12 protein-coding genes are annotated in these 14,547 nt (G+C 63.9%); 4 read left to right on the plus strand and 8 right to left on the minus strand.

The features are described 5' to 3' along the window. Window positions 1-110: 110 nt before the first annotated feature. Both ACZY08_RS21175 and ACZY08_RS21180 read right to left on the minus strand, forming a co-directional pair. A complete protein-coding gene (locus ACZY08_RS21175) occupies window positions 111-872 on the minus strand; it encodes a nucleotidyl transferase AbiEii/AbiGii toxin family protein (RefSeq protein ID WP_463746597.1) in 762 nt (253 codons plus the stop codon). Next, the gene (locus ACZY08_RS21180; RefSeq protein ID WP_463746598.1) at window positions 869-1,516 is read right to left on the minus strand and encodes a type IV toxin-antitoxin system AbiEi family antitoxin domain-containing protein; all 648 of its coding nucleotides are present in this window, start codon (window positions 1,514-1,516) and stop codon (window positions 869-871) included. The genes ACZY08_RS21175 and ACZY08_RS21180 overlap by 4 nt, the downstream gene beginning before the upstream one ends. Before the next feature lie 367 nt (window positions 1,517-1,883). On the opposite strand from ACZY08_RS21180, the gene ACZY08_RS21185 reads away from it, so the two are divergent. Next, window positions 1,884-2,486 (plus strand): sensor domain-containing protein, encoded by a 603-nt coding sequence (locus ACZY08_RS21185; RefSeq protein WP_463746906.1) that lies wholly within the window; start codon window positions 1,884-1,886, stop codon window positions 2,484-2,486. A gap of 136 nt (window positions 2,487-2,622) precedes the next feature. Here ACZY08_RS21185 and ACZY08_RS21190 read toward each other — a convergent pair whose 3' ends face one another. The 3 genes from ACZY08_RS21190 to ACZY08_RS21200 form a co-directional block, all read right to left on the minus strand. Then, window positions 2,623-2,778, minus strand: a complete 156-nt coding sequence (locus ACZY08_RS21190) for a hypothetical protein (RefSeq protein ID WP_090431476.1) — start codon at window positions 2,776-2,778, stop codon at window positions 2,623-2,625. A gap of 118 nt (window positions 2,779-2,896) precedes the next feature. After that, entirely contained in the window at window positions 2,897-5,359 is a 2,463-nt protein-coding gene (ponA2, locus tag ACZY08_RS21195) for a transglycosylase/D,D-transpeptidase PonA2 (RefSeq protein ID WP_463746599.1), read from the minus strand. A gap of 174 nt (window positions 5,360-5,533) precedes the next feature. Beyond that, window positions 5,534-6,022 (minus strand): hypothetical protein, encoded by a 489-nt coding sequence (locus ACZY08_RS21200; RefSeq protein ID WP_463746600.1) that lies wholly within the window; start codon window positions 6,020-6,022, stop codon window positions 5,534-5,536. A gap of 259 nt (window positions 6,023-6,281) precedes the next feature. On the opposite strand from ACZY08_RS21200, the gene phoA reads away from it, so the two are divergent. Continuing rightward, on the plus strand, window positions 6,282-7,781 hold the full coding sequence (phoA, locus tag ACZY08_RS21205; RefSeq protein WP_463746601.1) for an alkaline phosphatase: 1,500 nt from the start codon (window positions 6,282-6,284) through the stop codon (window positions 7,779-7,781). A gap of 169 nt (window positions 7,782-7,950) precedes the next feature. Continuing rightward, a complete protein-coding gene (locus ACZY08_RS21210) occupies window positions 7,951-8,295 on the plus strand; it encodes a hypothetical protein (protein ID WP_463746602.1) in 345 nt (114 codons plus the stop codon). Between the two features lie 216 nt (window positions 8,296-8,511). Here ACZY08_RS21210 and ACZY08_RS21215 read toward each other — a convergent pair whose 3' ends face one another. Next, a complete protein-coding gene (locus ACZY08_RS21215) occupies window positions 8,512-9,687 on the minus strand; it encodes an FAD-dependent monooxygenase (RefSeq protein WP_463746603.1) in 1,176 nt (391 codons plus the stop codon). 79 nt (window positions 9,688-9,766) lie between these two features. Here ACZY08_RS21215 and ACZY08_RS21220 point away from each other — a divergent pair, with 79 nt between their 5' ends. Beyond that, the gene (locus ACZY08_RS21220) at window positions 9,767-10,339 is read left to right on the plus strand and encodes a TetR/AcrR family transcriptional regulator (protein WP_463746604.1); all 573 of its coding nucleotides are present in this window, start codon (window positions 9,767-9,769) and stop codon (window positions 10,337-10,339) included. Between the two features lie 4 nt (window positions 10,340-10,343). Here ACZY08_RS21220 and ACZY08_RS21225 read toward each other — a convergent pair whose 3' ends face one another. Together ACZY08_RS21225 and ACZY08_RS21230 are read right to left on the minus strand one after the other, a co-directional pair. Beyond that, window positions 10,344-11,510, minus strand: coding sequence for a N(5)-(carboxyethyl)ornithine synthase (locus ACZY08_RS21225; protein WP_463746605.1), 1,167 nt, complete (start codon window positions 11,508-11,510; stop codon window positions 10,344-10,346). Between the two features lie 143 nt (window positions 11,511-11,653). Next, on the minus strand, window positions 11,654-14,506 hold the full coding sequence (locus tag ACZY08_RS21230) for an MMPL/RND family transporter (RefSeq protein WP_463746606.1): 2,853 nt from the start codon (window positions 14,504-14,506) through the stop codon (window positions 11,654-11,656). Between the last annotated feature and the right edge of the window lie 41 nt (window positions 14,507-14,547).

Genomic DNA, 14,547 nt, shown 5'->3' on the forward strand with positions numbered 1-14,547 from the left:
ACAGGCCTAAACCACAACACAAGAGTGTCAAGGATCAACCGACACAGATCCATCAAGCATCAGCCGAAGCCCGACAGCCCCACTCAACACTTGTCCGCCGAGGCCGCGAACTATTGCTTGTCGTTGGAAACGGCTTGCCGCCAGGCCTGGCGGACCGCGTCAAGTGCTTCAATCGCGGAGATGGTGAGTTTCGTCTGGCCGGCCAACTGCGTGTGCCATTCCGCTGGCGATGGCGGATGTTTAAACAGGTAGCTACCGGGAGCCTTATTGGTGGGGCCATACCGCCGAAAAAGCACTGCCGCAGTGTTGTCGATAGCGCCTAGCTCACTGAGAGCCCATAGGTCCCAAAGGTCGCGCGGCGCGTGTCGATCGGCCCACGTCGCTGTCTTGGACGCGGCGAATGCCGGCAGGGTTGGCACGTTGAGAGTGGCGGGCGGAGCGTCGGCATAACGCTGAACGAGTTCTCGGCGTTCGGTCGGCCATACGACTCGGTCTCGGGGCGACAACAGCTGCAGCCGCACAGGATTTCCGTCCAGCGGGCGCAGCACCACCGGGAGAGTATCCGCGGTACTGCTCAACGCAGGCTCGATGGCGATCCTGCCGTGGGTGCGTGCGACCGCGCGCGGAAGTGCAACGTCAAGGTCGCGCGCCACTTCCTTACGGCTGCCGACAGCAATCAGATCGATGTCCTCGCTGAGCCGGCCCTCCGGAAGATGTGTGCGGGCAAGGGCGGTGCCCCCGATGAAATGGATCCGGTCACCGAACCTACGGCTGAGGAATGCCAGAAGATGTGAGATGAGGTGGTCCCGTTCGACCTGTTCTGTGGAGACGCCGAACTGTGTTGCCACCGAGTCGCGTTCGTCTCGATTCATGACAACTCGCGTACCCAGTCTTCGGCCCGGTGGAGCGAGGCCAATCTGCGTTGCTCGGTCGCCAGCTCCCGGAGACGGTCCTTGTCGCTGCGCGCGAAGAGGTCGGCGACAGCCGATTGGACGTCTGCTTGAGCGTCGCCGAGGTCGGGACGATGGGCTAGATCGAGCACCGTTTGCTCAGGCGTAGTTGTCAACGTCGGCCCCAACTCTGTACGAACGCGCTCGGCGTCGAGGCTGGTGGTGTCGCGTTTGACGAACCGGACGGTCGCTGGGCGGTCCGACAACACGATCGCTCGATGCTGTCGGGGCACCGCGACGACAGCAGTTGCCAGAGCGCGCGGAATCACTCCGTGCAGCCGTGCGGCACTCACACCCATCACGACGACGTCCTCTACTCCGTAGATCGCCGATCCGATTCCGGCTGCGGCTGATTCCAGCCCGGGTATCCACTTGTGACCCACCATGTCCTGGGGGACGACGACGTAATAGCCGTCAGCGAGTCGGTGGAGCAGCCCACGTTCGGCAAGCCGCACCAGCTGGGCACGAGGATGGGCATAGATGCTCGCCGCGTCGCTGGGGCGAACTGTTCTCAGCGGTGCCTGAGTGAGGTCCACCGGAATGGGAGTACTTCGGGTCGGTGCCATCACTGGTCCTTGGGTATGCAAATCGTATTCCTCAACAGTACGAAATGCATACTAATGACGCAAGCGTCTCGGAGGCGAAAGTCGGCGCAACCGCCCCCTGGGTCGACGCTGGTGATGTTTCGGTAACGGTTCAGAAAAGTCTTCGGACGTTATCGGCAATGTCCTGCGTCTGCTACGCCTACGCTGTTTTCCTTGATTTATCGGCTACGGGTCGACATCCCCGTGACCAAAGAGTGCCGGCGCAGAAATGGGGGAACGACGAATGCGCATTGCGACCACCGCGATCATCATTACTGCTGTTTGCGCCCTTGTCGCCGGCTGCGGTCAATCAACAGAACAGTCAGCCGAGAAGACCTCGACCACACCGATGATCACGTCGTTTCCTCCTACGCCGCTACGGCAAAAAGCCCTGCCCCGATTACTCCTCTCAACCGAACAGGTCAATGCGGCGCTGGCGGCGGGGCAAATGGTTGTCACCGGTAGCGACTCTCAAATGTCCGACGACAGTGGGACGATGGAGCCCCGCGAGTGCCTGGCGGTGGACGGTGCCGCGCAGGCACCCGTGTACGCCGACAGTGGATTCACCGACGAGCAAGAGGTGACGTTAGGGGAGCCGGACGCTCTCGCTCATTACGCCAAGCAGGCCGTGGTTCGATTCGCCGATGCCGAACAGGCCAAGGCCTTTTATGACTCCTCGGCCGGACAGTGGCCGGCGTGCAAGCATTACACCCACACGCAATCCGGGACGCAGTGGGACGCAGGGCCCATTTCGGACAAAGACGGCGTGCTGAGCACAGTCGCCACCCAGTCCAACGCCCAGGCCGGCGGATGGGCATGTGGCCGCGCGTTGACCGCGAACAACAACATCGTGGTCGACGTCAACACCTGCAGTGCCAACCCGGCGGATTCGGCTGTCAAGATCGTCAGGCAGATCTCGGCACGGATCGACGCCCCGCCCATCGTTTCCTAGGGCTTGTCCGCCGCTCGCACGTAGGACAGACAAATGCTGTGGCGAGTGTGCGGGCACACTCGCCACAGCATCTCCAGTGGCGCGTCGAACTATGAAATCAATTGGTTCCCAGCAGAATTGTCACGCAGGTAGGCCGCTAGAACCACACTTTTCGCCCGCCGACGGGGCGGCCGACGGCCCCGAGGATCCACAGGATGATCCCGATCACCAGCAAAATGCCGCCGATCGTGTACAGGATCGAGATGCCGGCGAAGTAGCCGATCAACAGAAGAATGATGCCCAGCACAATCATGGTCGGTTCGATCCTCTCGGGTGCAACTGAAGTGTTGTCGGCCAGGAGAATTGCCCGATCCGTCGATTTTCAAACATGCCGGTGGGTTTGGCACCGGATTGCCGGCCCTGAACTGCGATTACGCAGGCGGTGGGGGCGGTGGTGGTGGCGGAGCTGGGGCCGGCAGGGTTATCGGCGGCAGGCCGGGGATCTCGATGACGTTGGGCGGCGGAGGTGGCCCCAGCTCGTTGAGCATTGGTGGCGGCGGAATCTCGGGACCGGGCACAAAGACCGGCGGCGGCGGTGGCACATAGCCCGTGCTGGTGTTGATGGTGATGATCGAGCCGGGAATGGTCCTGCCACTCGGGGTGGTTCCGACCACCGAACCCTTCGAAGCATTGCTGTTGACGGCAGTGGGTTTGTCGGCTACTCGGAAACCGGCTTCCGACAGCCGTTTACGCGCCTCTTCGACCTTCATCCCGCTGACGCTAGGCACCTCGCCGCCGGGGCCGCCGTCGACATAGCGCGGATCAGTGGGAGGCAGCGCGACGGTGCCGAAGTCGTCGGCGATGGGACTCATTGCGGCATACCAGGTCAACGCCGGCTCGGTACCGCCGAACAGGGTGCCGTTGCCGCATTTGCGCAGCGGGTATGAGCACAGCCCCGATGGTGACGACGAGTCGTCGAAGACGTAGTTGGCGGCGGCGTACTGGTTGGTGAAGCCGAGGAAACCCGATGACCGGTGGGCCTCGGTGGTGCCCGTCTTGCCCGACATCGGTAGCTTCCAGCCGACCGAACTCGCTGCGCCGGCGGCGGTTCCGCTCGAGTGATCCTTGGCCAGCGCATTGGCCAAGGTATTGGCAAGGCCCTCTGGTACTGCCTGGTCGCACGGAACGGTCTCCACACCGACTTCATGCCCGTTGCGATCGAAGATCTTGTCGATCGGACTCGGTGGGCACCACGTACCGCCGGAGGCCAGGGTCGCTCCGACATTCGCCAACTCCAGCGCGTTGAGTTCGAATGGGCCGAGTGTGAAGGATCCGATGTTCTGCCGCTTGACGTAGTCGGCGATGCTCTCGTTGGAATCGGGGTCGTAATCGCGGGCACTGGCGGGTTCGGCATATGACCGCAGTCCCAGGCGGACCGCCATGTCCACCGCGCGCGGTACCCCGATCTGTGAGATGAGTTTGGCGAACGCGGTATTGGGCGATTGTGCCAGGGCATCGGTGACATTCAGCGAGCCGGGGAAGCCGTGAGCGTTACGCACGCACCAGCTTTCCTTCGGACAACCGGGAGTGTCACTGCTACCCAGGCCCTTGCCCACGAAGGTTCCGGGGACATCGAGTTGAGTTTTGATGCCCATCCCCATCTCGAGAGCAGCGGCGGTGGTGAAAATCTTGAAGATCGACCCGGCTCCGTCACCGGCCAACGAGAAGGGCTGCGGTTGCACGGTCTGCCTGGCATCGAGATCGAGTCCGTAGGTGCGGCTGTCGCCCATCGCGACCAATCGATGTGTGTCCTTGCCGGGCGTGATCACGCTCATCACGCTCGCGACCCCGGCGGCGTTGGGGTCTGCGTACTTCTCGATCGCTGACTGGACGCTGTCCTGCACCTTGGGATCGAGCGTGGTGCGGATCAGGTACCCGCTGCGCGCGACGTCCTCCATCGTGAGCCCGGCACGTGCCAGGTATTGCAGGACGTACTCGCAGAAGAAAGCGCGATTCCCGGCGGCGATGCAGCCCTGCGGAAGCGGATCGGCCTGGGGGAGTATCCCCAGCGGTGCCGCCTTGGCGGCGCGCAACTCCTCGGCACGGTCGGGCAGATAGTCGATCAACGTGTCGAGCACGAGGTTGCGCCGAGCCAGGGCACCGTCGGGGTTGGTGTAGGGGTTCAGCGCGCTGGTGGACCGCACGACACCGGCCAACAACGCGGCTTGCGACCAGGTGAGGTCGGCGGCATCGACGCCGAAGTAGGTGCGGGCCGCGTCCTGGACTCCGAAGGATCCGTTGCCGAACGACACGAGATTCAGATATCGGGCCAGGATCTCGCTCTTGGGGAGGGTCTTGTCCATCGCCAGCGCAATCCGGATCTCACGCAGTTTGCGTGCTGGGCTGATCTCGACCGCAGCCCGGCGCTCGGCGTCGGTGTTCGCTTTCACCAGAAGGTTGTAGTTCTTGACGTACTGCTGCTCGATGGTCGACCCACCGCGGACCTCGTCGATGCCCCGCATATAACCGAAGAGACCGTTCAGAGTTCCCTGGACATCGACGCCGTTGTGTTCGACGAAGCGCTTGTCTTCCACCGAGACGATCGCCAGCTTCATGGTGTCGGCGATCCGATCGGCGGGAACGGCCCATCGACGCTGCTCGTACAGCCAGGCGATCGGTTTGCCCGTGGCGTCGACCATGGTGGTGACGATCGGTGCGTCACCTTTGAGCACCTCCGCGGAATCCTGTGCCACCGTGTCGGACAGCCGTGCCGTCATGAGGCCGACGCCACCGACGACGGGGAACATCAACACCGCCGCGAGTAATCCGGCCAGCACACAGTGCATGGCCAACTTGGCAACCGTAGACCGCGACCGCGGTGGCGGGCCGGACATGTCCTCAAGCGTAAAGGGGTGAAGGGTCGGCGATGGATATATCGCACGCAACACGTTGGCTACGTTGTGATTTCAGAGGCCCGGAATGTCGAATCTGAAGGTTTTCCCGAGACCGAAGTCCGCGGCCGACGGGGCTTCGGTGACCGGATGCGCAACTGGCCCCGAGGAGCGTCGCTAACGATCGCCGCGGCTGCAGTTCGGATTCGCCGGCTTGGCGGGCCAACTGCATACGTCGATGTAGGTGGTCTCGGCATACCCGCCGCCGTCGAACACCCCGTAGGCGTCGCCGTGGGTTCCGGTGTAGGTGGCGCCGCCTCCGCCTCCGCCGCTCGAGGTGATGATCGTCGTGACCGTCCAGCCCTTGCTCTGCAGCGCGTTCTTGTATGCGGTCATCACATCATTCGGCGATCCGTTGACCTGGTAGTGCAGGTGGATTCCGCCGTCGGCGATATCGTCGGGTCCTCTGCTCTGCTGCACGTCGGCCGGTGTCGGCAACAGCGACGCCACGGATGCGCCGTCCCCGGCTTCGGTGGTGGTCGCGTCGGCGCCGGCCGGCGCAGTCGTCGTGGTGGCCTGGGCCTTCTCGGTCACCGGGCTGCACGCCGTGGCGGCCAGGCCGATCGCCATCGCCCCGATGAGGCAGGTTGTGATGTGCTTCGTCATGGCCATCCCCGTTCGTCTCGCCGCACCGTACCAACGCGGGCAAAGGCGCTTGGACGATATTGACGCCTTAAATGGCCAGGTAGTTCCGATGGCAACAATGGGCCGAACCCCTTGCCGCAACCGCCGCCGCCGATAGACCGGCTATCTGTTTGATTGTCGTTACCCGGGCGTCGACTGTCGGGAAAGCACCGGTTCACCTGCGGCTTCGACCATGTGTGGGCTTGACGGAGATGACGACGATGACGATACGGAGACGTGGATGACGCGCAGGCGGTATGCGGTGACGGCGTTGGTGTGTACGGCGGCATTGGCCGCCGCCTGCGGTGGCAGCAAGAACGACGACGCGTCGCTGCCGGTGCTGGAGCCCGCCGCGAAAGGCGCCATCTCCGAGCACGGCGGCGCCACCCGAGCCGGCGATGACCGGGCCGCGCTGATCGCAGACTCCATCAAGAACACCGGCGCCAAAAACGTCATCCTGCTCATCGGCGACGGTATGGGTGACTCCGAGATCACGGTGGCCCGCAACTACGCCCACGGCGCCGGCGGCGCCTTCCCGGGTCTCGACGCCTTCCCGCTGACCGGCCAGTACACCCACTACTCCGTGGGCAAGGACGGCAAGCCCACCTACGTGACCGATTCGGCCGCCAGCGGATCGGCCTGGGCCACCGGCACCAAGACCTACAACGGCGCCATCTCGGTCGACATCCACGGCAAGGATCAGAAGACGCTGCTGCAGCTCGCCAAGGACGCGGGCAAGGCGACGGGTGACATCTCCACCGCCGAGATCCAGGACGCCACACCGGCGGTGCAATTCGCGCACGTCACCGGACGCAAGTGCTACGGACCGGATGAGACGACCGCGAAATGCCCGACCAATGCCCTGGAGAAGGGCGGCAACGGATCGATCACCGAGCAGCTGCTCAACACCCGCGCGGACGTCGTGATGGGCGGCGGTGCCGAAACCTTCCAGCAGACCGCCAAAGCCGGGGATTACCAAGGCAAGACGCTCGAAGTTCAGGCCAAGGAACGCGGCTTCACCATCGTGCGTAACGCCGACGAACTCGGCAAGGCGGACAAGGCCGACCCGGATGCCCCGTTGCTCGGCCTGTTCGCCGAGGGCAACATGCCGACCCGGTGGAGCGGCCCCGTGGCCGGCAAGGGCGGCTACCTGGAACCGGCCGTCGAGTGCAAGGACAATCCGGACCGCAGCGCATCGGTGCCCACGCTGGCTGCCATGACCGAGAAGTCCATCGACCTTCTCAAGGGCAACGAGAGAGGATTCTTCCTTCAGGTCGAGGGCGCCTCGATCGACAAGCAGGACCATGCCGCCAACCCGTGCGGTCAGATCGGCGAGACGGTCGACCTCGACGAGGCCGCAAAGGTGGCCCTCGACTTCGCGAAGGACAACAAGGACACCCTGGTCATCGTCACCGCCGACCACGCCCACAGCAGCCAGATCGTGGAGTCCATGAGCGCCGACGACGTCCGCGACGCCGCTGCCGAAGCCAAGCTGCCGTTCGAGGTCACCCGCGACGCGATCTACCCGGGTCTGACCCGCGTGCTCCACAGCAAGGATGGCCAGGACCTGACCGTCTCCTACGGCACCTCGGACAACCTCGACGCCATGGACCAGGGCCACACCGGATCCCAGTTGCGCATAGCGGCCTACGGTCCCGGCGCTGCCAACGTCGTCGGCCTGAGCGATCAAACCGACCTGTTCTTCACCATGACGCGAGCGTTGGGCCTGAAGGACAACTGACCTTGTCGAGCGGGGCACCTTTTCACAGCGGATTGCGGGCAAAGGCAAAGCCACGCCATAGCGTGCGATTTGTGATGGTGTCGTGGCCTGAATGTGACGATTGAGTACCAGTGTTGCCCGAGTGACACAAGTGCACTTATGCACGCCACGTCAGATCGGGGAGAACGCCATGACAGCGCACACCACCTTCGGCCGACTGTTCGGGTATACGGCGCTGAGCATCGCCGGCGCGCTGGCGACCCTGACGGTGAGCAACGGTTTGGCGGCCGCCGCGCCGCGAGCACCGCTGCCTTCCGATGACCAGGCGCCCGCGGTGCCGTTCGACCCCGGTGCGTTGGTCAATGCCATCGACGACTACGCGTCCCTGTTGTCGATACTGACCGGAGGCCGGCACGCTCAGCCGGGTCTCGGTGGGCCGGTCGGCACTGTCCAGCAACCGGTCGGCACCGTCGAGCAACCCACCGGGGCTTACCCGATGATCCCAGGGGTGCCGATGCTGCCCGGGGAGCCGTGAACCCAGTGTCTCCACGCATCGTGTATCCGGTACCAAGTCGAGAACGATCAATCAGCGGAACGGAGTGAACCGCCGTGTACATCAGTCGATCAGTTGACACACGCACCGCACGGATCGCCCTTTCGCTGATCCGTTGCCCCATCAAGAGTCGGCGGTATCCGGCCAAGCAGGAACGCTTGGTCACTCCGCAGGAAGCGGCACTGCTCATCCGGTGAATCAGGCGGCCCGGTCCGTGTTCTCGGCAACCCGCTCGGCGTCATAGGTGTTGATGGCGACGCTGTCGAGGATCGCATGCAATTGTTCGGCTTGTGCCTGTGGGGTGAGTTCGGTCGAGCGGTAGATGCGCCCGGCCTGCCGCGCCTGCCGGCGCACATGGCCCGTGCGATCCATCCGTAGGTCCTCGTACCGCCGCAGACGAGCACCGAGCTGATCCGGCTGCGCGCCGCGAAGAAGCACGGCCAACGTCATCGCATCTTCGATCGCCTGATTGGCGCCCTGCCCGAGATGCGGAGTGACCGCGTGGGCGCTGTCGCCCAGCAGGGTGATCCGGTCGGTCGACCACCGGTCCAGGGGCTCACGATCGTAGATGCCCCAGCGGAACGTGGAGTCCATCGCCTCGATGATCGCCGACACCCTCGGATCCCAGCCCTGGTAGGCGGCCGCGAGTTCGGCGACTTCACCAGGGGCGGTCCATGATTCGGCGACCGTGAGATTGGTGGGGACGAATGCCACGATGTTGAGGAGATCACCCGCCGATACCGGGTAGGCCAGGAAGCTCTGGCGGGGGCCCAGCCACATGGAGCTGGCATTCATGTCGACTGTGCCGCGCAGCCGCTCGGCGGGAATCAGCCCGCGGTACGCCATGATTCCCTCGCTGACCGGTTCGGCCGCGCGCGTCACCTTGCCCTGAAGGCGCGAGTGGATACCGTCGGCGCCAACGAGCAGATCCGCATCGACCGATGAGCCATCGGCGAATTCGACGTGTACCCCGTCGCTGTCTTCTCTGACTCCGACACATGAGCGGCCCAGCTGCAGGGCCTCGGCGGGTAGCGCGTCGGCGAGGGCCTTCTGGAACTCACCGCGGTGCAGGCACCAGGTCCTGGCCGGATCCCCGAAGCCGAGGTTCGACGGCTCACCGGCGATCGGATCGGCCTGCCAGGTGCGGAACTGGTAGTGCGTGACCGGTCCGGCGATCGCGCCCACCGCATCGCCCAGCCCGAGGCGGGACAGGATGCGCGATCCGTTCGTCGCTATCGAGACCCCCGCGCCGAGCGCCTTCAGCTCGTGCGCCTGTTCATACACGGTCGCGTCGATTCCGTTGGCACGCATGGCAATCGCGGCAGTCAACCCGCCGATGCCGGCACCCACGACGGCAACTCGAAGCCCGGTCATGAGTTCCTCCTCAATCCGCAATAAATGTACCGATCGATACATCTTTGACTATAAATGTACCGATCGGTACAGTCAAGGTATGGCCAGGACAGCGGATCCCGTCAAACGTGAAGAACTGTTGAACGGTGTCGTCGGCTACCTCGAGCAGCACGGGATCGGTGAGATGTCGCTGGCGCCGATGGCCGAAGCGCTGGGAACGAGCAAGCGCATGTTGCTGTACTACTTCGGCGACCGCGCCGAGTTGCTGGCGCAGGCGCTCGAAGCAAGCCGGCCGCAGCTGGGGGAGATGTTCAGCGCCGTCACCAGTGCGGACGAGTTCACGGATGCGGCAAGGTCTTTGTGGCGGGAGCTGACCCGCGGCGGCGAACGGCGCAACGTGCGCCTGCTGTTGCAGGTTCTCAGCCTGGCGGTCACCGACCCTCAAACGTACGGCGAGGCAGCCCGAAGCGCGGTCGAGGTCATGATCGCGCCGATCGCGCAGGCGCTGTCAGCAATCGGTTACCCCGCCGACAGTGCCTGCGCGCGTGCCACATTGGTGGTCTCCGGCCTGCGTGGGCTGTGCCAGGACGGTCTGGTCACCTCCGACCGCGCCCGGGTCGACGCCGCTGCCGACCTCCTGATCGCCGCGGCCGTCAGCAGACCCGTCAACTGAGGATCTATCCGTAGGCGGGATGCGGGTAGGCATCCTGACGATGCTGAAACTGCAGGATGTCGGGGTTCAGCGCGACGCCGTCTCGAATCTCGATGGCTCGCGAGATCGTGTTGTCCGCATCCCACGCTGCCGGGCCGTCGAGCACGGTCTCGATGTGCGGCATCAGCGCCTCGCTGATCTCCCAGGTCGCCGAGTTCCACAGGTAGGACGGGCTGTGGTCCACGGCGTAGTAGTAGACGCCGTTGGCCACCATGCAGACCGGGTCGGTGAACGAGCTCGGGCGCGCCCAGCTGAACCCCATTCCGGCATCGCAGGAGACATCGACGAGCAGGCTGCCCGGGTTGAACATGGCCAGATCGTCTTCGGTGACGAAGATGAGGGGAGCGTTGGGATCTTGCAGCACGCAGTTGACGATGATGTCGTTCTCGGCCAGGAAGCGAGCCACCGGCACCACGCCGTCGTCTGGTGTGTCGGCCCACGTCCGCTCGGGAGTTTCCTTGTCGCGTCCCATCTGCACGATCTGCGTCGAGGGGATCGGCGACCCGACGGCTGCCACCTCGCGGTTGGTCAGGACACGGACATCATCGACACCGTGGGCGTTGAGAGCGGTGACCGCGCCGCGAGCCGTCGCACCGAATCCGATGACGGCAGCGCGGAGTCGACGACCGTAGCTGCCGGTGATTCCGGCCAGCTGCATGGCGTGGAGCACCGAGCAGTAGCCGGCGAGCTCGTTGTTCTTATGGAAGACGTGCAGACCGAATCCACCATCGGCCTGCCAGTGGTTCATTGCCTCGAAGGCGATCAGCGTCAGCCGGCGGTCGATGGCGATCTGAGTGAGGGCCGCGTCCTGCACGCAGTGCGGCCATCCCCAGACGACCTGTCCGACCCTGAGCTCCGCCAGATCAGCCGCCTGCACCTTGGGCAGCAGGATGACATCGCAGTTCGCGATGATCTCCTCGCGTGTCCTGATGCCGCCGACCAGTTCGGCCAGTGCGTCATCGGTGGCGCCGAACTCCTCGCCGTAGCCGCGCTCGAGGAAGACCCGCTGCCGCATCGGTGGATCGATCCTGCTGAAGTGGGCTGGGTGAATCGGCAGCCTACGCTCGTTGGGTTTCCGCGAGTGGGCCAGAACGCCTAACGAAAGCTGCTTCACCTCAGCGCTTTTGGTCATGTTGGGACACCTCGATGGGGTGAACCATGGATCTTCGAGGAGATATGTCAGACATCGCTGGGCCCCTTGATTGTGAGGGCCTGAGTGGTCCCGATGCCCTTGACACTACGCGGAGCGGAGGGCCACCAGAACCAAACAGCCTGTCAGCGGCCGGTGCGCTCCATCGCCCGCGCCACCACGCCGCGCGCCGGACGCTGGCGCACCAGCTGCGGCCACCAGAACCAGCGGCCCATCAGTGCCGCGATCGACGGGGTCATGAAGGACCGGATCACCAGGGTGTCGAACAACAGACCAAGCCCGATCGTCGATCCCACCTGGGCGACCACGATCATCTCGCTGACCACCATCGACATCATGGTGAACGCGAACACCAGTCCCGCCGCGGTCACCACCGATCCGCTGCCGCCCATGGCGCGGATGATTCCGGTGTTGATTCCTGCGGGCAGCTCCTCTTTGAGTCGTGCCACCAACAGCAGGTTGTAGTCCGCGCCGACGGCCAACAGCACGATCACCGCCATCGCCATCACCATGAAATGCAATTCGATGCCCAGCAGGTGCTGCCACACCAGGACCGACAGGCCGAACGATGTCCCCAACGAGACCAACACGGTACCGACGATCACCGCGGCCGCCACCAAACTGCGCGTGATGATCAGCATGATGATGAAAATCAGGCACATGGCCGAGATTCCGGCGATGATCAGGTCGTAGTTGTTGCCCTCCTGCATATCCTTGAAGGCCGACGCCGTACCGCCCATGTAGACCTTGGAACCCTCGAACGGCGTGTTCTTCATGGCTTCCTTGGCGGCCAGCTTGATCCCGTCGATCAGCTTGATGCCTTCGGGCGTCAGCGGGTCACCCTCGTGAGAGATGATGAAACGCACCGCTTTTCCGTCGGGGGAGATGAAGCTCTTCATTCCACGCTTGAAGTCCGCGTTGTTGAAGATCTCCGGCGGCAGATAGAAGGTGTCGTCGTTCTTGGCGTCGTTGAACGCGGTGCCCATGGCGGTCTGGTTGTCCTGCATCGCGGCCATTTGATCCTGCAGACCCTTCTGGGTCTGGTACATCGTCAGCATCATCGTCTTCATCGTCCGCATGGTCTCGATCTGCGGCTGCATCATGGTGGCCATCTGCGGCATCAAGGCGTCGAGGCGGTGCATGTCGGGCATCATCTGCTGGATGCTGTCGGTCATGGTGTCGACACCGTCCAGACCGTCGAACACCGAACGCATCGACCAGCAGACCGGGATGTCGTAGCAGTGCGGTTCCCAGTACAGGTAGTTGCGCAGCGGACGCAGGAAGTCGTCGAAATCGGAGATGTGGTCCCGTAATTCGGCCACGTCGACGACCATCTGGTCCATCTTGCCGACCATGTTGTGCGTGATGGAGCTCATCTCCTCCATCAGCGTGATCATCTGATCCATCGTGTTGATGGTCTTCTGCATCTCGTCGGCCTGCAGCAACATGTCGTCGGCGCGGTCGGTGAGATATTTGCGGTTCATGGTCTGCATGACCCCGCCCATGCTCATCTGCGCGGGAATGGTGCTGAACTCCAGCGGTTCACCCTGCGGGCGGGTGATGGCCTGCACGCTCCCGACTCCGGGCACCTCGAAGATCTTCTTGGCGATCCTGTCGATCACCAGGAAGTCGGCCGAATTGCGGACGTCATGGTCGGTTTCGATGAGCACCAGCTCGGGGTTCATCTTCGCGGCCGAGAAATGCCGGTCGGCCGCGGCGTAGCCCTCCTGCGCCGGCAGATCGGTGGGCAGGTAGTTGCGGTCGTTGTAGTTGGTCCGGTAGCCCGGCAGGGTCAGTAGACCGACCAGCGACAGCAGGATGGTGCCCAGCAGCACCGGACCCGGCCAGCGGACCACGAAGGCTCCCAGCCGCCGCCAGAAACGGATGCGCATGGCGCGTTTGGGCTCGAGCACCTTGCCGAATCGGCTGGCCACCGTGATCACCGCGGGCCCCAGCGTCAGCGCGGCCAGCACCGTGACGGTCATACCGACGGCCATCGGGATACCGAGGGTCTGGAAATAGGGCAGCCGGGTGAAATGCAGACACAATGTCGCCCCGGCGATCGTCATGCCGGAGCCGAGCACCACATGCGCAGTGCCGTGGAACATCGTGTAATACGCCTGTTCTCGGTCCTCGCCCACACTGCGGGCTTCCTGATATCGCCCGATCAGGAAGATGGCGTAATCGGTGGCCGCGGCGATCGCGAGCGTGACCAGAAGCTGTGTCGCGAAGGTCGAGAGGCCGATCAGGTTGTGATAGCCCAGGAATGCGACGAAGCCGCGGGCCACCGACAGCTCGATCACCACCATCGCCAGCACCAGGAGCACCGTGATGATCGACCGGTACACCAGCAGCAGCATCGTGATGATGACGAGGAACGTGACGCCTTCGATGATCTTGACGCTGCGATCGCCGGAGATCTGCTGATCGGCTGCCAGGGCGGTGGGGCCGGTGACGTACACCTTGAGACCCGGCGGCGGGGACAGCTCGGCGATCAGCTTCTGGACGGCTTCCACCGATTCGTTGGCCAGCAACTCACCCATGTTGCCGGCCAGATATACCTGCACATAGGCGGCTTTACCGTCATTGCTCTGGGCGCCGGCCTCGGTCAGCGGGTCGCCCCAGAAATCCTGCACATGCTCGACGTGTTTCTTGTCGGCCTCGAGCCGGTCGACCATGTCGTTGTAGAACCGATGCGCGTCGTCGCCGAGTTTGTGGTCCCCCTGGGCCTCCAGCACGATCATCGCCGAGCTGTCGGAGTGGAACTCGTCGAACACCTTGCCGACACGCTTCATCGCGATCACCGACGGTGCCTCGTCGGGGCTCATCGACACCGAGCGCATCTGGCCGACCACCTCGAGCGGGGGAACGGTCACACTCAGAAAAGCGAGGAGGGCGATCCAGCCGACAATCACCGGAATGGCGAGTCGACGGATCCATCGAGCAACCCCGGTGTGGGGGGCTCTGGAATCGGCCATCAGAAACCCTTGGTGGTCGGTAGCGAGAACACGAGGCAGCG

The sequence above is a fragment of the Mycobacterium sp. IDUB_9 genome (assembly GCF_055419505.1).